Genomic DNA, 19,192 nt, shown 5'->3' on the forward strand with positions numbered 1-19,192 from the left:
CACATACATTAATTAAGGATTATGGAAGCAAAAGGAGGCAGAAAGCGATGCAACGTACATTTCAAATGGACGGGGAGTGGAATATCGTCTATTATCCCGATAAACCAAGTGGCTTTTCTGTCCTAATTATTGGTGATCATCAGCATTTTGTGGACGAAAATAGTAGCTTTTGGTTAGAGCATCCCGGTAGGCTTACGATTCTTAATGCAATGAGACATGCAGGTTACACCATTTTTTCTTCCAATTTTTACGGGGAAAATTGGGGAAATGATAAAGCGATTTCTCTGGCAAAACGGTTATATTTTATTGTCATGAAAAGTGAAGTACTGAACGAAAAAATCCATATTTTCGCTGAAGGAAAGGGTGCGCTGCTTGCTCTTCAAATCATTAAGGGTTTTAGAGAGAAAGTCAGGTCTGTGGTGTTAGTCAACCCTTGCTTGTCTTTAAAAATGAGAATTCAACAGGAAAAGGAACATAAATTCTATTATAAAAAAATCCTTTCAGAAATTTGTGAAGCACATGAAACAACTCCTGAAGAATTGGAACGATCCCTGATATCGTCTGAAGACTTTGATTGGTCCTATGAGGTTCCATTGAAAATCTTTCATGTCATTGGCAGTGTAGAAGATGATCAATCATGTCTGTATAAGCTCATGGAGAAGAAAGCCCAAGAAAGGAATGCAATCATTGATGTAGAGTATCTTCTTGGAGAAAAAAGATATAAAATACCTTTTCAAACCATTAAATTTTTTCAACAATTTGAAAATGATTTATAAGTAAACCATGATAATCCTATAATTTGAAGCATACGATACTAACAAAGGAGGTGTCGTATGGGTAAAACAGTAATTCTTGGCTGCTATAGATTTATAGGGATTCATCTTTGTAAGTACCTATTAGAAAAAGGAGAAGATGTAGTAGGCATGGATTGGCTGAGCGATGAATTCCTTGAAGAACAAGAGGAGAAAAGGTATTCTTTCGGCAGAAATGCAAACTTCATCTTTAGGAACTTAGATGATTTGCCACCCCTTTCTATAGAAAATGCCACTGTATGCATTCCTTTTCATGATTTTTTGAGCATTGATTCACAAGAATATAAATTAGAAAACGCATCCTATGAAAGACTTATAGAGCAGACAAAGTGTTTTAGTTCATCCAGGTTTTTTTGTTTTGTCCCTATACAAATGCAGGAACGCCAAGAATGGGTTAGCAGGCTCCAACAGGATTTGTCAAATCTTACAATTATTTTAACTCCGACTATTTTAGGATCATGGCAAAGGAAAGAGGATTACTTTCAAAAGCTACTCTTTATGAAGCATCAACCTCAAGACTTTCCATCTAGGACATTTATGAACAGTGATGCGGTTTTTGTGGATGATCTAATCAAAGATTGGGAAAAGCTGCAAAAAGTAAACGACAAAATATTGTATGTAAAACCTCCTCAAGATCATCAGCTTGTTGAATATGTTAAGCTGATCTTTGAAAATGATACAGACCACTTGCCCCAAATTCATTATCTCGACAATCAGCCAAGATACGAAAGACTTTGGATATTATCTAACGCCACGCCACCTGCAGCTGGATTAGACAACCAAATAAAGCACAACAAGTACCTTTCTACCATTGGTGAATGGAAGCGGAGGTAAAATTCTCTTTTCATTTTTTTTTCAAACCAGTAGAATAAAATAGACTAAATAGGCTGTAAAATAGCTCATTCAGTTGTTTTGTATCAGTTTCTCTTTATGAGAGAAGAAGGAAGGGGACTGCTTTACTTACATGTACATGCAGAACAAGAAAAAATCATTCATGATCCTTTTGACTTTTCTTTTTCTTCTTTCCGGCTGTGATTACAATGTGAAAAAGGGGCAACTGGAAAAGGTAGGTCTTCTAATTCCGGAGACCGTAAATGATCAGGTTTGGGGAACAAAAGGGTACAAGGGGTTATTAAATATCCAATCCAAATTTGAAATTGACGTGTACTATAAAGAAGGAATGAATTCGGAGGCCCTAGTAAAAAGAGCTGTTAAGGAGTTCCACCACAAAGGTGTTAATTTAATTATCGGACATGGGAATGAGTATGCGGAATTTTTTAATCACTTGGCAGATGAGTATCCCTCCATTCATTTTGTAAGCTTCAATGGCGATGCTAAGAAGAAGAATACAACGAGTTTAAACTTTGACGGTTATGCGATGGGTTTTTTTGGTGGTATGGTGGCAGCAGAAATGACTAAAAGCAATACAGTAGGCATAATTGCTGCTCATGATTGGCAGCCCGAAGTCAAAGGATTTATGGAAGGGGCCACTTATCAAAACAAGCATGTCAAAGTAAAGGTTTCTTATGTGAATGATTGGGATAATGAGGAAAAGGCTCTTGCGCTTTTGGAGCCGATGCTTGCATCTGGAGTTGATGTGTATTATCCTGCAGGAGATGGATTCAATGTTCCTGTCATTGAAAGAATAAAGGAAAAAGGCTGTTATGTGATCGGCTATGTTTCCGACCAATCTGACCTTGGGGAAACAACTGTTTTGACGAGTACGATTCAGCATGTTGATCGTTTGTACGAACATGCGGCTGAATTATACAACGATGGAAAACTTCAATCTGGTAATCTAGTATTTGACTTTCAAGAACATGTAATCACAATGGGAAAATACAGTCCATTAGTCGAAAAGAAATTTCAGAAAAAAATGGACCAGCATATCCAAAGGTACATTAAAACAGGGAAATTACCAAACGAATGAATAGAGGAGGGATGATTGATGTCACAAGAAAAAAATCTTGAATTTATGGCAATCGCGATGAAATACTTTCCTGAAGCGAAAGCGAAATTAGATGAAGCAGGTATTGAAATCTCCATGGAAATCCTTCCTGCTTTTATGGAGTTATTTACAAAAGTTATGCAAGAAGCATACGAACTAGGGCGTAAAGATGCATTAGAAGAGAAGTAAAGTGAAACTTCCATCAGTGGGGGATTTTTTCACCCCCACTGATTAGCCTGAGGCCCACAGGATGTGGGTCACACAGACGTTGCCACACGACGTGGCGGTCTTTTACGGGCAGTTGACATCCACATAGTACTTCATCAATTTCTCTAAGTCTTGAATAAAAGTCTTACTGCCCGTAAATGCGGGGTAAATGAGAGGCTGTCCCAGACAAAATATCGCTGGGACAGCCTTTTCTTATGAATTTCTCTACCTTACATATGTTAAAAATATTACAAAACCCTCATAATCTTGTATCAAAATTGATAGCCTTTTGAAAAATGATTGCAATAGGATCTTTGCTAGAATACTAAGATAGAAAAAATCGAAAGTCCAGATGAATGCTGCTAATAGGCATTCATTGTTAGGACTTAATCAATCGATCAATATGTACATCAATAGAGGGGAACAAAAATGACAGCAGAAAATCAATGGAGTAAAAAGACATTTTTTGAAACGTATTTATCTGAGGAAAGAACAGGTCATCCTATCAAAGTACTTGGGGACCTGTTCATGGAAGAAAACGGGAAGGATGTGGCTGATCTATCTTATATCCGTTTTGCACAGGGTGAAGTGTATTTTCATAACAAGGATTATGAAGCGGCGATTTTTAAGTGGGAACATATCTCAAATGAGCTGGAACCTTGGGCAAAAAAGAATGTGGGAGATGCCTACTATGAGCTTGGGTTATTGCAAACAGCTATTGATACATATAAATCCATTCAAACAGACAATCTTGTCCTGCAAACGGAGATCGCCCTTCAGCTTTTCTCAATCTTTATCGAAACAGATAAACAGGAATTGGCAATTAAGTATATTAAAAAAGCTGTTTCATTAAATCCAGATTATGAAAATGTGACAGGAATTGCAAAGCGCTTTTTTGAAGAAAGGGAAGACTGGGCCAATGCGATTGAGCTTGCAATAGAAGAAGGAATCCGTACTGGGTCTATCGAATGGTTTGATACCTTAATTGGCTATATAGAAAAAGGCTATTCTCAAGCTATACATCCGGATTATTTTTCAAATAGCTTGCTAGTAACATGCCAATTCATTTTGTGATTACGAAGCTAGATACGATTTATAATAAACAAGAAGTAAAAAGGATCGTTGACGATGCCTACACAAGAATACTTGAAATAGTGCCAGATGCTAAAGTCCTATCTATTTCTTCAAAATATGAAAATATCCACCAAAAACAACAGATCTCTAAATTTTTCTCATCTATAACATCGAGAATCAATTTGTCTGATGAAAGGACAGAAAAATTACTGTTCATTATTAGAAAAACGATTCATGATCTTTTGGAGAAATTGGTACAAATGGAGGAAGGTTTTAAAGAAACGATCAACTGGAATGAACAAATGCTGATAAAACTTGACGAGGCTATCCATCAAGTGGATCACCTTAGGAAAGAAAAAATCCGTGTCCTCCAAAATCGTTTTTACTCTCGTAAAGAAGAGATTGCAGTGGACTTAAGAAAAAATATTCCTCAGCTGTTAAAGGATTGCTCTTCACTGATCCATGAAGATAGCAACTTTAAAACACTGCATCTAGAATTAAACGAGGAAATGAACAGGAGAATTCAAAGGTATGTTCAAGATTCCATTTTGCCTCGCTTTTACCGTTTGCTTCAAGAATGGCTTGCTGATTCGAAGGAAGAATTGATGCAAAGTAAAGGGACGTTGGATGAAATGGCTGAAAGTTTTAATCTTTTATATGGCGAGGAAAAGCTGAAGCTAGAATGCGACTTTAGGATTTTAGATGATTGGAGCCGAGATATTAACAGAATGACGGCTGGAATTCAAATGGAACGGGAAAATATTTTGCTTCGTTTTACACCTTCACAATTCCTATTAAAGAGTGCAGGAAAGCTCTTCAGCGCTATTCCACAAAACAAAAACATTCTTTATAACCAATATAAGAAATTCATTGCAACAGAAGACTATGAAGAAACAACGAATTCTGTTACATCCAAACTTCTTCTTCAATTCGAATTGTTCGAAAAAGCGATCGAACGTGATATCCTATTATTCTTCAGCGGGCCTAATAATGAGCTAAAAGCTCTGGTGGAAGAAGCGCATCTCGCTATTCAAGATCACCAGCAGCAGCTTGATGACATGAGCATTAACCGTGAACAGTACCAAGAACAGCTATCCTTATTTGAACTTCGCCTGAGACAGTACGAATGGATGATAGGTGCAACGAAAGAAATCAAAAATCAGCCCCTTGTTTACTTGGAGGACTAAATAGAAAAACAGAGGGAACGTTCCCTCTGTTTTATTTTTGACAGATGGGAAAGCATAAAACTTTCCGAAACTACACCTCTGTCTTTGCCTTTGCAAGGCTCATCAATCGGCGGGTTTTCTATATGATTCATATCAATTCTTCCCTTTTTTAAATGCTTCAACTAAAGGAGTAATATTCCTCATAAGTGGCTTCAATTGTGAATATGCACTCATCAATACATCTACATGATTCATGATTTCGTATAAATCAAAATCAGCATGTGAAGCTTTTTCTTCTGTTTGATTTTCTGAAACGGATGAGAACGATCCTCCTTTTTGCTTAAACATTAATTTTGAAAAGTGTTCATCGCTTCTGAGCGGTTTTTTAGGGTCAAAAAAAGGCATGTATAAACCTCCTTATTCAGTTACTAAACCTACTGTAATATATATGAAAGGACAGCCTTTGGCGGCTTGGACTTTTGACCGATAAGTTGAAAGTCTATTGAAATTTACACTTGATTCGGATAAAATTAGTACCAAGTCATAATAATTGATATTAATTTTTGTTAATGATTAATCATGTAAAGGGGCTACTCATATGAATGCTGGAATAATTGGAATTGGCCGGTACTTACCCGAAAAGATCTTAACGAATCATGATCTTGAGAAAATGATGGATACATCAGATGAATGGATTCGTACTAGAACAGGCATTGAAGAAAGAAGAATTGCTGATGAAAAGATTAATACATCTGATATGGCATATGAAGCAGCAGTTAAAGCGCTAGAGGATGCAAATATTACGGCGGAGGATTTAGATCTCATTTTGGTGGCTACCGTCACACCGGATCGTCCATTCCCTTCTGTCGCATGCATCATCCAAGAGCGACTTGGTGCAAGAAAAGCCGCAGCGATGGATATCAGTGCTGCTTGTTCTGGCTTTATGTATGGTATTATTACAGCAGGACAATTTGTTCAATCTGGTTCGTATAAAAATGTGTTGGTAGTAGGTGCTGAAAAACTATCCAAAATAATGGACTGGAAAGACCGCAATACGGCCGTTCTATTCGGAGATGGAGCAGGTGCCGTAGTCATAGGACCTGTTTCTGAAGGTAAAGGGATTATTTCTTTTGAACTAGGTGCTGATGGCAGCGGAGGAAAATATTTGTATCAAGACGAATATATTTCAATGAATGGAAGAGAAGTTTTCAAATTTGCTGTCCGTCAAATGGGTGAATCTTGTATAAATGTCCTTGAAAAAGCTGGATTATCTAAATCTGACGTTGATTTCCTCATTCCTCACCAAGCAAACGTACGAATTATGGAAGCGGCAAGGGAGCGTTTGGAGCTTCCTATTGAAAAAATGTCCAAAACGATCCATAAATATGGAAATACTTCTGCAGCTTCGATTCCAATTTCGATTGTAGAAGAATTAAAGGCAGGAAAAATTAAGGACGGAGATTTGATTGTGATGGTTGGCTTTGGTGGAGGATTAACCTGGGGTGCGATTGCTCTACGTTGGGGCAGATAATGAAGAGGCCAAACTTTTTACGAATAAGGAGATGTGAAAAATCATGAAACGCAGAGTTGTTGTAACTGGTTTAGGAGCTGTTACACCAGTTGGGAATGATGTTACAACTGCATGGGAAAACATCTTAAAAGGAATTTCCGGAATCGGTCCTTTAACAAGATTAAATGCTGATGAATATCCAGCAAAGGTTGCTGCCGAAGTAAAAGACTTTACTATTGAAGAGTTCATTGATAAAAAAGAAGCGAGAAAAATGGATCGCTTCACTCATTATGCAGTTGCGGCTTCCCTTATGGCAGTGAAGGATGCTAACTTAGAGATTACGGAAGAAAACGCAACGAGAGTCGGTGTGTGGATTGGATCTGGAATCGGAGGAATGGAGACGTTTGAGAGCCAATATGAAACGTTTTTAAATCGCGGCTATCGTCGCGTTAGTCCTTTCTTTGTTCCAATGATGATTCCTGATATGGCTACAGGTCAAGTTTCTATTACACTAGGAGCGAAAGGCTTTAACTCTTGTACCGTAACGGCATGTGCAACAGGAACCAATTCAATTGGTGATGCTTTTAAAGTCATTCAGCGCGGAGACGCAGATGTCATGATCACTGGTGGGGCAGAGGCACCGATTACAAAAATGTCAGTTGCAGGCTTTTGTGCGAACACGGCATTGTCCACCAATCCAGACCCTGCGACTGCTAGCCGGCCGTTTGACGCAAATCGAGATGGCTTTGTCATTGGTGAAGGAGCTGGAATCGTTGTACTTGAGGAACTAGAGCACGCTTTAGGACGCGGCGCCAAGATTTATGCAGAAATCGTAGGGTACGGGGCAACAGGAGATGCGTATCACATTACTGCTCCATCGCCTGGAGGAGAAGGCGGTGCGCGTGCCATGAAGATGGCTTTGAACGATGCTGGCTTGAAACCGGAAGATATTCATTATATCAACGCGCACGGTACAAGTACGCCATATAATGATAAATTTGAAACGATGGCGATTAAAGAAGTATTCGGTGATCATGCCTATAAGCTTGCGGTAAGCTCAACGAAATCCATGACCGGACATTTGCTAGGCGCAGCTGGCGGAGTAGAAGCAATTTTTACCATTTTAGCCGTAAAAGAAAATGTCTTGCCACCAACCATGAACCTTGAAACACCAGATCCAGATTGCGATCTTGATTATGTGGCGAATGCTTCACGCAAGGAGCAAGTAAATGCGGCTATAAGCAACTCGCTTGGCTTTGGTGGACATAACGCGACAATCGTTTTTAAGAAATATAACAATTAAAAAGAGTCGGTAATCCGGCTCTTTTTATTATGTATTCTGTCGAAAAAGTTCTTTTTGATAGGACAAGCTTTCTGAGCAGATGCATTCATTGTATAGAGTACTACTGGTTCCTCTTCTTCACATTTTGCATAAAATATGGCACACGACAATTGTGAAAAAAAGAAAAGAAATGGTGAGGACATGGGGTAATCAACACGAAGAGTTGGGTAGAAGAGCATTATAATAATACGATGGAGATCGCAAAAAAGCTTAGCAAAGCATTTGATGAAAAAGACATTATAAAGCTACATGAATTTTTACAAAAACAAGGTATGTTCAAATCTGGGAATAGAGCTTTAGACCAAGTGAAAAAGCTGGAAAAGCTTGATGCATGGTCAGCTGTAGAAGAGTTGAACCGAAAATATTCTAAACTTTGGGATGGACCAGATGTGCCCATTTACATTTTTCCCATTCAACAAGGAAATTTGTTTTCAAGAGGTTATTCAAAGTCAGGAATAGCCTTTAAGGATAAGATGTTATTGTTTTTGTCACCCTATCTGGAAAAAGAAGAATTAGAGGCTCTTTTTGTTCATGAATACCACCATATTTGCAGGATCAATGCCCAAAAGAAAACAGCCCTTGATTTTACATTGCTCGATAGTATGATTATGGAAGGACTAGCGGAATACACAGTAAAAGATCAAGTGGGAGAAAAAAATTTAGCCAGGTGGACAAAAATGTACAGTGAAAACCAATTACTGGCCTACTGGAAGAAGTATATTCAAGATGATTTGCAGTCTACGAGGAAAGATCATCAACACGATTCAATTATGTTTGGAGCAACAGGTATACCAAGAATGCTGGGCTATTGTTTTGGATTCTATTTAGTTGAGAAATTCTACAAAAACAAACATTTTTCTTCAAAAGCTTCTTTTACAATTCCTTCATTAAAATTTCTAGAAGAATTTTTATCAGAACAATAGATTGAAGACTAAGATATTTTGCACTTATTAGACGGTTTGAAAGTGCTAGCAATCGAGGAACAAGTTCATGGAAGGCCCGGAATCTTGTTGGTGGAAAGTCGATAACAGAGCTGAAGACCGTCAAAGCAAAGAAATTGAAAAATCATGGATTCATATGATTGGTTGTCGATTACTAGACAGCCGTTTTTTTTTAGTTTTGTTTATCTTTTGTTTATTTGTAACATGGAAAGTGGATGTACCTAAGCATCAATATCAACGCTTAATAGCTTGTACATATTCCCAACATTTTTTCATATATATGTAGAAAGAAGGGGAAGAGAGGGAATTCCATGTATGTCGAACAAATGGAATGAGGTTTTCGGAATGTTCATCGAAATGCTATTTAGATTCTTTTCTTTGCTGACAGGCTTTGGGTTGGCAGTTTCAGGTAGTGTAAGCAGCATTTCTTATTTGAATCTTTTGTCAACCGGCCACAACTACATAGATTATCTATATTTTTTAGTACGAAGACCAGAATTTTATTTACTCCCCATTGGACTGGTCATGATGGTTGCCAGTATTTATTTTTCGGGACCATTTTCCACCAAAAACAAAAATGATTACAAGCAATTGTAGAATAAGGAATAATTTTAGCTGCCTCTGCCTATACTTATGGACAAATAGATTACATGATAGCGAGGGGTAAAAATGCTATATCTCCATGATGTTTGGGTGAATTGGTTTGAAGGTGAAGAGAACAGTTATAATATCTGCCATTTTCATGAATGGAGAAAAGAAGATGGGATTGAGCTATTAGACCAGGTACCTTTAATTAAAGTAACTTCTCCCTTATATCATTATATCGAAAACGATTTATCTGAGTTACCTCAATCATTACTCGATGATGTTCATCAAAAAGCTTTTTTACGTAAAAATCATGAACGTATACAGTTGGATTACTGTTTCCTTGTAACGGACGGTTTCGGTATCCTGGCTGTCGATACAATTGGCTATACAATTCCAATTAGAAAAAGCAGGCTTATTCCAAGACAAGAACAGCTTGTTTATGAAATGGTAGAAAATCATCCAGTACAGGAATATGAATGGATTCATCATGGGTATGAAAAGGAATATCACATACTATCTCCTTCTCCTGCATTAATGAAAGGATTGACGAGAAAAGAGCGGCAGCTAAAACAGCTATTATTCATGGCGCTGGATCAGCTCTACACATCAAAAAATACCGCAGAAATTAGATATTGGTATACGGAATGGTCACCAAGTAAATATCACTATATTCAAAGCTTAGAATTTGAAGAGGCTTGGAAAGAATTATTTGAAGAAATAAATAAAGGTTGGACAAGCAAGCACCTTCAATTATGTGAAAATCTTATAAAAGGACAGCCTTTTTTTGAAAAGCTGTGGGAAATGGAAGTTGGGGACAGGCCTTCTATGCTATAGGGGATTTCTCTTTGATAGTGGAAAAACTGGGGCTCCCAATAAGCTTATGGGTGCCCCTTTTCTCTATCCTATCCTATTAGAATTGATTGGCCAGTTTTTATAGGAGATCGATCGGTCTGAGTAATATATCGGTCGGTCTAACCAATAGAACAATCGGTTTAGCCAAAAATCGTTCGGTTTGACCAAAATATTGGGAGTAGGCAGACCGTGAAAAAGGTTTCTCTTAAATCACCAGGGTTTTCGCTTGAATCGAGGGTATTTTTGCTTAAATCAAAGGGATGAACGCTTAAATCAAAGCGATGAACATTTAAATCAAAGCACTGAACGCTGAAATCAACAAAATTTCCGCTTAAATCAAAAGAATTAGAGCTTGTGGAGAGCAAGAATTTCGGATGGCATCTCAAAATATCGGTCGTCCGGAGCAAAATATCGGTTGTCATTTGGATATATCGGTCAAAATCAAAAAAATATCGGTTATTCGCCAAAAAACGAGAAGACTTTCAAGAAATAAAAAAGAGGGTGCCCAGCAGCTGCAATTTTGGGCCCCTCTTTTTGAATCTTATTTTTTTCTACCTAATCCCATAGCATTCATCATTTTCTTAAGCATTTTATTCGCTTCGCGGTTTGCTTTTTCTGCTCCTCGATCCAGAATTTCATCAAGTTCAGGAGAGTCTATCAATTGATAATATTTTTCTTGGATTGGAACGATTTCGTTGATGACGACTTCGGCTAAGTCACTTTTGAATTCTCCATAGCCTTTGCCTTCATATTGCTTTTCTAATTCTTCAATGCTCTTACCTGTGAAAATCGAATAAATCGATAGCAAATTCGAAATCCCTGGTTTGTTTTCTTTATCGTATTTCACGATCCCTTCTGAATCGGTTACAGCGCTCTTGATTTTCTTTTCAATTTGTTTTGGATCGTCAAGAAGAGTAATGAACGACTTTTTGTTCGAATCTGATTTACTCATTTTCTTTGTCGGCTCTTGTAGAGACATGATACGTGCTCCGATTTCTGGTGTCCGGATTTCAGGGATTGTGAAAATGTCATTGTATTTTTTATTGAAACGTTCCGCTAAATCTCTTGTTAATTCGATATGCTGCTTTTGATCCTCTCCAACAGGGACAAGGTCAGTCTTATATAGAAGAATATCGGCTGCCATTAATGGAGGATAAGTAAGCAATCCGGATGAAACGGCTTCACGTCCGGCAGATTTATCCTTAAACTGTGTCATTCTTTCTAATTCTCCGATATAAGAGACACATTGCATCATCCAGCCTGCTTGAGCATGTGCCGGAACCTCTGATTGAATAAAAATGGTCGCTTTTTCAGGATCAATGCCAATTGCAAGATAAAGAGCAGCTAAGCTTTTTATGTTTTTCCGTAATTCTAATCTGTCTTGCGGTACTGTAATGGCATGCTGATCCACAATACAGAAATAGCAATTATAATCGTGCTGCAAATCCACAAATTGCTTCATGGCTCCGATATAATTTCCCAAAGTTACTGAGCCGGTCGGCTGAATGCCGGAAAAAATCGTTTTCATTAAAAAGTCACTCCTCAAAACACTGCTTCATATTTAGATTTTTAGATTGTTATCAAAATATATTTTACGTTCATTCAGACACAGTCTGATATTTTTCCATTATTTCATAAAAAAAATTATTTAGACAAGCTATTTTTCATATGGAATAAATCCATAATCCAATTAGCATTAATAAAAGCAAAATAAGGCCACTTATCAACAATGGAGAAAAGGAAATACGGATCATTTCTGATAAAGGCAGAATTTCCTCCTCTTGCTCATAGCTTCCGAATGGGTCTTTATTGTTTCTTTTAAACAGTTTGCGGAATCCATAGCTTATTCCGTCAAAAAAGCCTTTTTGCATAACAAAAACCAATAATGAAAAAAGAATCAGCAGACTGGAAACATAAAACGAAAGATTGATAAAGGATATGAGAGTTATTTTTTTATATAGGATTAAAGAACAAAGCAAAATAAAAATCAATAATGTCATGACATACATTCCAATTCTTTTCACTCGTACAACTCCTTTTTAAGTCATATTACAAGTATATCAAAACCTCATACTATGGAGGAATATTATATAAGAATAAAGACGCTCAATATTCGGTAAAAAATAGATAACAAACTTTGCGTAAGTCTGAAAAATAATGTTTAGGGAATTTTAATTTAAAGCCTTTTCTGCTCAAACTTATTAATGCTTTAGTGAAATAAAATACTTGTCTATATTACATAATATTACATATTTTTATTGGATTAATAAGGTTTCTATAGTACTTTTGTAAATTTTATTAAAAAAATGAATTTACAAATAATCAAAAAATTGTATAATGGACATTGTAAGAATATTTAAATACATAAAAGGGGTGTAAAATTTGAAAAAGTCTAAATTTTCTTTGTTTTTAATTCTTACACTAGTACTTAGTATGTTTCTAGCTGCTTGCTCTGGCGGAAATAAGAAAGAAGAAGCTGAAGGCAGCAAAGAAGGAACGACTAAAGAAGAAGCACCTAGTGTACCACAAGAATTAAAGGTATTGGAGTCTGCTGAGATTCCAACAATGGACAGCTCACTTGCTGAAGGTTCCACGAGCTTTTTATACTTAAACCAAGTTAGTGAAGGGTTGTATCGAATCGACCAAAACCAAGAGCCAGTTCTTGCACTTGCTGCGGAAGAGCCGCAAGTAAGTGAAGACGGAACGGTTTATACGTTCAAGTTAAGAGATGCAAAATGGTCTAACGGTGATCCAATCACTGCTCATGATTTCGTATTTGCATGGCAACGTGCAATCGATCCGAAAACTGCTTCTCCATACGGTCCATACTTAATGGGCGGTAAAATTAAAGGAGCACAAGAAATTACTGACGCTGCTGCTGCGAAAAAGCCTTACGATGTAAATACTCTTGGTATTAAAGCACTTGATGATAAAACGCTTGAAATCACTTTAGTAAAGCCAATCCCATTCTTCAAATCTTTAATGGCTTTTGCTACTTTCCACCCAATCAACAAAAAATTCTTTGAATCTACTGGCGGAAAATACGCTAGCAACGCAGAGAACTTACTTGCTTCTGGGCCATTCAAAATGACTGACTGGGACGGTCCAGCTGACACTGACTGGGTAATGGAAAAGAACGAAAATTACTGGGATGCTGAAAACGTTAAGTTAACAAAAATTACAACGAACGTTGTTAAAGACTCTCAAGCGGCTGTAAACGCATTCGAAGCTGGAGAAGCTGATATCACACCTAAGCTTTCTTCTGATATCGTACCTCAATATGAGGGAGACGATCGTTTACTTCGCTACCTTGAAACAACTGTATTCTGGTTAAAGCTTAACCAAAAGAACGAAGCACTTGCTAACGAAAACATTCGTCGCGCCATTGCAATGGCATTTAACAAAGAAGATCTAGTAAATAGCATTCTAAACAACGGCTCTGTTCCTGCAAACTATGCAGTACCAGCTGAATCATTCAAGTTAGATGGCAAAGATTTCCGTGAAAAGAACGGAGATATGCTTACTTATAATGTTGAAGAAGCTAAAAAGTACTGGGAGCAAGGTTTAAAAGAGCTTGGTAAAAAAGAACTTACCATTAGATACCTTGGTGGAGACACTGAAGCGGCTAAGAAAACGGACGAATACATGATTAACCAATTAGAAACAAATCTTCCAGGATTAAAAATCAAGCTTGAAAGCGTACCGTTCACAGTTCGTTTAGAACGTGACAACAAGCAAGATTATGACATTCAATTTGCTGGATGGGGTGCTGACTACCTTGATCCAATCTCCTTCTCTGACCTTTGGGTAACTAATGGCGGAAGCAACCGCATGAACTACTCTAACCCAGAATATGATAAGCTGATCAAGGCTGCTATGGGTGAGCTAAGTGATAAGCCTGCTGAGCGTTGGGAAGCTTTACAAGAAGCAGAAAGAATCCTTCTTGAAGAAGATGCTGGTCTCGCACCTGTTTACCAACGTGCTACAAACCTTCTAATTGCACCGAAGGTTAAAGGATTCGTTTACCACAACGTTGGAGCTGACTATAGCTTCAAATGGATCGAAATTACTGAATAATTTCTATTTACGAATAACCGAAAAGTATATATAATTTAAACATGTCTAAAGAGAGTATATTTTCTCAATATACTCTCTTTTTACCTGTAAACTAATTGTCGAAATTTGGAGAAAATTTGGATAAAACTTTGATTTTATAGGAGGTGCTCAAATGGTCAAGTACTTTGCACAACGTATTTTTTACATGCTAATCACATTATTCTTAATTGCATCCCTCTCTTTCTTCCTCATGAAGCTAATCCCGGGTACTCCGTTTGCGAGTTTTCAAAAGTTATCCCCTCAACAATTAGCCATCATGTTAGATAAGTATGGACTAGACAAACCTGTTCCTGTTCAATACTTTCAATACATGACCAATTTGGTGAAAGGTGATTTAGGGATTTCTTTCCAATTCAATAATACACCAGTTACCGATCTAATTATGGATCGCATCGGGCCTTCTGCACAGTTAGGATTTCAAGCGATGTTCTTTGGATCCATTGTCGGCATCATTTTAGGTGTCATTGCAGCACTAAAACAAAACACATGGGCTGACTATACCTCCACATTACTGGCGGTATTAGGTAAGTCAGTGCCAAGCTTCGTTATTGCGGGTCTTTTACAATATTATGTAGGTGTAAAACTTGGTTGGTTGCCTGTTCTATTCTGGAAAGGCTTTGAATATACAATCCTTCCAACCATTGCCCTTTCATTTTTCCCAATCTCGATCGCAGCACGTTTTATGAGAACGGAAATGATTGAGGTATTAGGTTCGGATTACATTACGCTTGCCAAGGCGAAAGGTGCGAGCTATTTTGAAGTTGCCTTTAAGCATGCTCTACGCAATGCTTTAATCCCTGTTGTTACGGTATTGGGACCACTTGCTGTTTCGCTTATGACCGGCTCACTTGTCGTTGAGAAAATTTTCGCTATTCCTGGAATCGGTGAGCAGTTTGTTAAATCGGTTGCAGTGAACGACTATCCTGTTATTATGGGAACAACTTTACTATTTGCTTTTTTATTTGTTGTAATCATTTTAGTTGTGGATATACTTTACGGAATTATTGACCCTCGTATTAGACTGGCAGGAGGTAAAAAGTAATGGCAAACCAAGACGTGAAAATACCAAAAGAAAAATTTCAGCCTGCCATTATGGATACTGCAAAGGGTGAAGAAATTTCAAAACCAAGCTTGAGTTTCTGGCAGGACGCATGGATGCGCGTAAGAAAGAATAAAGCAGCCATTGTCAGTATGATGATCATGACTTTAATCGTCATCATGGCGTTTTTAGGACCTGTTATTAGTGGAAAGGAATTCGACAAGCAGAATCTTCCTCATTCAAACCTTCCTCCGCGAATTCAAGGTCTAGAAAAAATTGAATGGCTTCCATTTGATGGTGTAAGGGTTTTGAAGAATGGACAAGAAGTGAACGTGTACGAACAGAAAAAAATAGATGAATATTATTGGTTTGGTACAGATGCACTTGGACGTGACCTTTTTACACGTGTATGGAAGGGTACACAAATCTCTTTATTGATCGCATTTCTTGCCGCATTAATTGATATGGTTATCGGTGTTTCATACGGTGCGATTTCGGGTTATTTTGGCGGCAAAATTGATAACATCATGCAGCGTATTACGGAGGTATTGTACGGAATTCCAACCTTAGTCATTGTTATTTTGTTTATTCTAGTCTTGGAACCGGGAATCCTTTCGATAACCATTGCTATGACCATCACTGGCTGGGTAACGATGGCTCGTGTTGTTCGTGCCCAAGTATTAAAGCTAAAAGAACAAGAGTACGTTTTAGCGTCTAGAACACTTGGAAACAGTCATGGGAAAATTATATTTAAGCATCTGCTTCCTAACCTTGCTGGTGTCATTATAATTAATACGATGTTTACGATTCCAAATGCGATTTTCTTTGAAGCGTTTTTAAGCTTTATTGGCCTAGGTTTACAGCCGCCGAATGCTTCTTTAGGTACATTGATTGACGAAGGATTTAAGGTTTTACGACTATATCCACACGAAATGTTCACACCAGCTGTTTTGATCAGTTTAATTATGATCTGTTTCAACTTGATGGCTGATGGACTTCGTGATGCGCTCGATCCAAAAATGCGTGATTAAGGCAGGTGATAAGGATGGAAAAAGTTCTTGAAGTAAAAGATTTAAATATCTCGTTTCACACTTTTGCAGGAGAAGTAAAGGCCATTCGTGGAGTAAGCTTTGATTTAATGAAGGGTGAAACTTTAGCCATTGTTGGTGAATCCGGTTCAGGGAAATCTGTAACGACAAAATCGATTATGGGGCTTCTGCCACCGGGCAACTCTGAAGTGAAAAAAGGCGAAATTCTTTTTGACGGAAATGATTTAACAAAGCTATCGGACCGTCAAATGCAGAAAATCCGTGGAAAAGAAATTTCGATGATTTTCCAGGATCCAATGACTTCGTTAAACCCGACGATGAAAATTGGAAAACAAATTATGGAACCGATTATCAAGCATCAGAAATTAAGTAAAGCAGCTGCAAAGGAAAGAGCCATTGAGCTTCTTCGCCTTGTTGGCATTCCGCAGCCTGAAGTTCGCTTCCAGCAATATCCTCACCAGTTTTCTGGTGGTATGAGACAAAGGGTGGTTATTGCCATTGCGCTTGCATGTAATCCTAAGATTTTAATTGCTGACGAACCGACAACTGCATTGGACGTTACGATTCAGGCACAGATTCTGGAGTTGATGAAGGATCTGCAAACAAAAATCGACACTTCTATTATTTTTATTACTCATGACCTTGGTGTAGTAGCCAATGTTGCAGATCGTGTGGCTGTTATGTACGGAGGAAAAATAGTAGAAATTGGTACGGTAGATGAAATTTTCTACAACCCTCAGCACCCATATACTTGGGGATTACTCAGCTCCATGCCAGATTTAGAAACGAGCGGAACTGAACTCTATGCAATTCCGGGAACACCTCCGGATCTTTTGAATCCTCCAAAAGGAGATCCGTTTGCACCAAGAAATCAATACGCCATGCAAATTGATTTAGAGGAAGAGCCGCCGATGTTTAAGGTTTCTGATACTCACTATGCGGCTACTTGGCTGCTTCATCCGGACGCACCAAAGGTTAGTCCGCCAGAGGCAGTCTTAAAGCGCAGAAGTCATTTTCTTGCTGCAAAGGGGGGGAAGTAAATGGCGAGCCGAGAAGTATTACTTGAGGTTAAAAATTTAAAGCAGTATTTTAATGTAGGAAAACCAAACATGGTCAAAGCTGTTGACGATGTTTCCTTTCAAATTTATAAAGGGGAAACGCTTGGACTTGTTGGAGAATCTGGTTGTGGAAAATCGACAACTGGACGGACGATTATTCGCCTTTATGATGCGACAGATGGTCAAGTATTGTTCCGTGGAAAAGATGTTCACGGGAAAAAATCAAAATCTGAACTACGTGAATTCAACCGGAAGATGCAAATGATTTTCCAGGATCCATATGCATCTCTTAATCCGCGCATGAAGGTATCGGATATTATTGCAGAAGGAATCGATATTCACGGTTTAGCCAAAACAAAGGAAGAGCGCATGAACCGTGTCATTGAACTTCTAGAGACCGTAGGATTAAACAAGGAGCATGCAAACCGCTATCCGCATGAATTCTCAGGTGGACAGCGCCAACGGATCGGAATAGCACGCGCACTTGCTGTCGAACCTGATTTTATTATCGCTGATGAGCCGATTTCAGCTCTTGACGTTTCTATTCAAGCCCAGGTTGTCAACCTGCTGAAAAAGCTCCAAAAAGAAAAAGGGTTAACGTACCTGTTTATTGCCCACGATTTATCGATGGTCAAATACATTAGCGACCGTATTGGCGTTATGTATTTTGGCAAATTAGTAGAGTTAACTACAAGTGATGAACTATACAACAATCCGCTTCATCCTTATACGAAGTCGCTTTTATCAGCTATTCCACAGCCAGATCCAATCAGTGAACGGACTAGGAAGCGCATTACGTACAATCCGAACATGCATGACTATGCAGAAGGCGAAGAGGTAAAGATGCGTGAAGTGACACCAGGACATTTTGTATACTGTTCAGAAAAGGAATTGGAGCAATACAGAGCAATGTCAAAGAAATAATTAAGCAGTTGAATTCTTAATTTTTGAATACCAGTAACAACTAGTTCATTATACACCTTAAAAATATAAAAAGAGGGGATCCCCAAAAAAAGTCGGATCACCCTCTTTTCATTTTTATATATGTATAAAAGATTAAATCGGTTTCTTTTTTCCACCAATGGCTTTCCAGCCTGTTTGGGTTTTCATCGATTGGTCCCTGAATTCATTTCTTTTAGTTCCACCGAACAGTCTTTCGCCAATACTATTGGTAATGACTCCGTTTAAAGCTGTTAAACCAATCACTAGTAAGGCTACAATCGTTAAGTCAAAAATGTATCCGCTCATGTTGAGATCTCCCCTCTATAAAAAATAACTTCCCCTTAATATCATTGTATATAATTCACACTTTTTAGGAAAGTACAAAAAATATGTTTCGTTCATTATTTCATAAACTCATGGAACTCATACGATTGTAAAAATATATGAATGAATATCTATATATCTTAAGGAAAAATTAAGTTTCCTTCGATACAATAAATGTATGGGAAGGTGAAATTTTTTAAAATAAAATGAAACCTATTAGGGTA

At 37.9% G+C, this 19,192-nt stretch carries 21 protein-coding genes; 17 read left to right on the forward strand and 4 right to left on the reverse strand.

The genetic code is table 11. The annotated features are described in order from the left end of the window. Nucleotides 1-47 precede the first annotated feature (47 nt). The 6 genes from GD441_RS06425 to GD441_RS06445 all read left to right on the forward strand — a co-directional run bounded on the left by GD441_RS06425 (nt 48) and on the right by GD441_RS06445 (nt 5,228). Nucleotides 48-776 carry a hydrolase gene (locus GD441_RS06425; RefSeq protein WP_153124906.1) on the forward strand — a complete coding sequence of 243 codons (729 nt, stop codon included), beginning with the start codon at nt 48-50 and terminating at the stop codon, nt 774-776. 57 nt (nt 777-833) lie between these two features. Further along, nucleotides 834-1,646, forward strand: coding sequence for a hypothetical protein (locus GD441_RS06430; RefSeq protein ID WP_153124908.1), 813 nt, complete (start codon nt 834-836; stop codon nt 1,644-1,646). 136 nt (nt 1,647-1,782) lie between these two features. Then, on the forward strand, nt 1,783-2,742 hold the full coding sequence (locus tag GD441_RS06435; RefSeq protein WP_153125031.1) for a BMP family ABC transporter substrate-binding protein: 960 nt from the start codon (nt 1,783-1,785) through the stop codon (nt 2,740-2,742). Nucleotides 2,743-2,760: 18 nt separating this feature from the next. Further along, on the forward strand, nt 2,761-2,949 hold the full coding sequence (locus tag GD441_RS06440; RefSeq protein WP_153124910.1) for a ComZ family protein: 189 nt from the start codon (nt 2,761-2,763) through the stop codon (nt 2,947-2,949). 447 nt (nt 2,950-3,396) lie between these two features. Next, nucleotides 3,397-4,041: a tetratricopeptide repeat protein gene (locus GD441_RS17125; protein WP_225434152.1), complete on the forward strand. Its 645-nt coding sequence runs from the start codon at nt 3,397-3,399 to the stop codon at nt 4,039-4,041. Continuing rightward, nucleotides 4,023-5,228: a hypothetical protein gene (locus GD441_RS06445; protein ID WP_225434153.1), complete on the forward strand. Its 1,206-nt coding sequence runs from the start codon at nt 4,023-4,025 to the stop codon at nt 5,226-5,228. The genes GD441_RS17125 and GD441_RS06445 overlap by 19 nt, the downstream gene beginning before the upstream one ends. A 132-nt stretch (nt 5,229-5,360) precedes the next feature. Here the strand turns inward: GD441_RS06445 and GD441_RS06450 are convergent, their stop codons facing one another. Then, a complete protein-coding gene (locus GD441_RS06450; RefSeq protein WP_153124912.1) occupies nt 5,361-5,612 on the reverse strand; it encodes a hypothetical protein in 252 nt (83 codons plus the stop codon). A gap of 193 nt (nt 5,613-5,805) precedes the next feature. On the opposite strand from GD441_RS06450, the gene GD441_RS06455 reads away from it, so the two are divergent. The 6 genes from GD441_RS06455 (at nt 5,806) to GD441_RS06480 (ending at nt 10,933) form a co-directional block, all read left to right on the forward strand. Continuing rightward, nucleotides 5,806-6,738, forward strand: a complete 933-nt coding sequence (locus GD441_RS06455; RefSeq protein WP_153124914.1) for a beta-ketoacyl-ACP synthase III — start codon at nt 5,806-5,808, stop codon at nt 6,736-6,738. Between the two features lie 40 nt (nt 6,739-6,778). Continuing rightward, the gene (gene fabF, locus GD441_RS06460; RefSeq protein ID WP_153124917.1) at nt 6,779-8,020 is read left to right on the forward strand and encodes a beta-ketoacyl-ACP synthase II; all 1,242 of its coding nucleotides are present in this window, start codon (nt 6,779-6,781) and stop codon (nt 8,018-8,020) included. 230 nt (nt 8,021-8,250) lie between these two features. Continuing rightward, nucleotides 8,251-8,982, forward strand: coding sequence for a DUF2268 domain-containing putative Zn-dependent protease (locus GD441_RS06465; RefSeq protein WP_153124919.1), 732 nt, complete (start codon nt 8,251-8,253; stop codon nt 8,980-8,982). Nucleotides 8,983-9,315: 333 nt separating this feature from the next. After that, complete coding sequence (locus tag GD441_RS06470; RefSeq protein WP_338091699.1) at nt 9,316-9,597, forward strand: YuzI family membrane protein; 282 nt, start codon at nt 9,316-9,318, stop codon at nt 9,595-9,597. Between the two features lie 72 nt (nt 9,598-9,669). Next, nucleotides 9,670-10,422, forward strand: a complete 753-nt coding sequence (locus GD441_RS06475) for a YjbA family protein (RefSeq protein WP_153124921.1) — start codon at nt 9,670-9,672, stop codon at nt 10,420-10,422. 370 nt (nt 10,423-10,792) lie between these two features. Continuing rightward, complete coding sequence (locus GD441_RS06480; protein WP_153124923.1) at nt 10,793-10,933, forward strand: hypothetical protein; 141 nt, start codon at nt 10,793-10,795, stop codon at nt 10,931-10,933. A gap of 48 nt (nt 10,934-10,981) precedes the next feature. Here GD441_RS06480 and trpS read toward each other — a convergent pair whose 3' ends face one another. Both trpS and GD441_RS06490 read right to left on the reverse strand, forming a co-directional pair. Beyond that, complete coding sequence (trpS, locus tag GD441_RS06485) at nt 10,982-11,968, reverse strand: tryptophan--tRNA ligase (RefSeq protein ID WP_153124925.1); 987 nt, start codon at nt 11,966-11,968, stop codon at nt 10,982-10,984. Nucleotides 11,969-12,104: 136 nt separating this feature from the next. After that, complete coding sequence (locus GD441_RS06490) at nt 12,105-12,464, reverse strand: DUF3899 domain-containing protein (protein ID WP_153124927.1); 360 nt, start codon at nt 12,462-12,464, stop codon at nt 12,105-12,107. A 358-nt stretch (nt 12,465-12,822) separates the two neighbouring features. Between GD441_RS06490 and GD441_RS06495 the strand changes: the two genes are divergently transcribed. From GD441_RS06495 to GD441_RS06515, 5 genes are all read left to right on the forward strand, one after another. Further along, nucleotides 12,823-14,517 carry a peptide ABC transporter substrate-binding protein gene (locus tag GD441_RS06495; protein WP_153124929.1) on the forward strand — a complete coding sequence of 565 codons (1,695 nt, stop codon included), beginning with the start codon at nt 12,823-12,825 and terminating at the stop codon, nt 14,515-14,517. 151 nt (nt 14,518-14,668) lie between these two features. Further along, nucleotides 14,669-15,598 (forward strand): oligopeptide ABC transporter permease, encoded by a 930-nt coding sequence (gene opp3b / locus GD441_RS06500; protein WP_153124931.1) that lies wholly within the window; start codon nt 14,669-14,671, stop codon nt 15,596-15,598. Beyond that, a complete protein-coding gene (opp3C, locus tag GD441_RS06505) occupies nt 15,598-16,626 on the forward strand; it encodes an oligopeptide ABC transporter permease (RefSeq protein ID WP_153124933.1) in 1,029 nt (342 codons plus the stop codon). The genes opp3b and opp3C overlap by 1 nt, the downstream gene beginning before the upstream one ends. A 14-nt stretch (nt 16,627-16,640) precedes the next feature. Further along, entirely contained in the window at nt 16,641-17,684 is a 1,044-nt protein-coding gene (locus GD441_RS06510; RefSeq protein WP_153124935.1) for an ABC transporter ATP-binding protein, read from the forward strand. Then, entirely contained in the window at nt 17,685-18,626 is a 942-nt protein-coding gene (locus GD441_RS06515) for an ABC transporter ATP-binding protein (RefSeq protein WP_153124937.1), read from the forward strand. A 132-nt stretch (nt 18,627-18,758) separates the two neighbouring features. Here the strand turns inward: GD441_RS06515 and GD441_RS06520 are convergent, their stop codons facing one another. Next, nucleotides 18,759-18,950, reverse strand: coding sequence for a hypothetical protein (locus GD441_RS06520; RefSeq protein WP_153124939.1), 192 nt, complete (start codon nt 18,948-18,950; stop codon nt 18,759-18,761). Nucleotides 18,951-19,192: the final 242 nt, after the last annotated feature.

Origin of the sequence: Peribacillus tepidiphilus (genome assembly GCF_009466385.1) — a bacterium.
GTDB lineage: Bacteria > Bacillota > Bacilli > Bacillales > DSM-1321 > Bacillus_BN > Bacillus_BN tepidiphilus.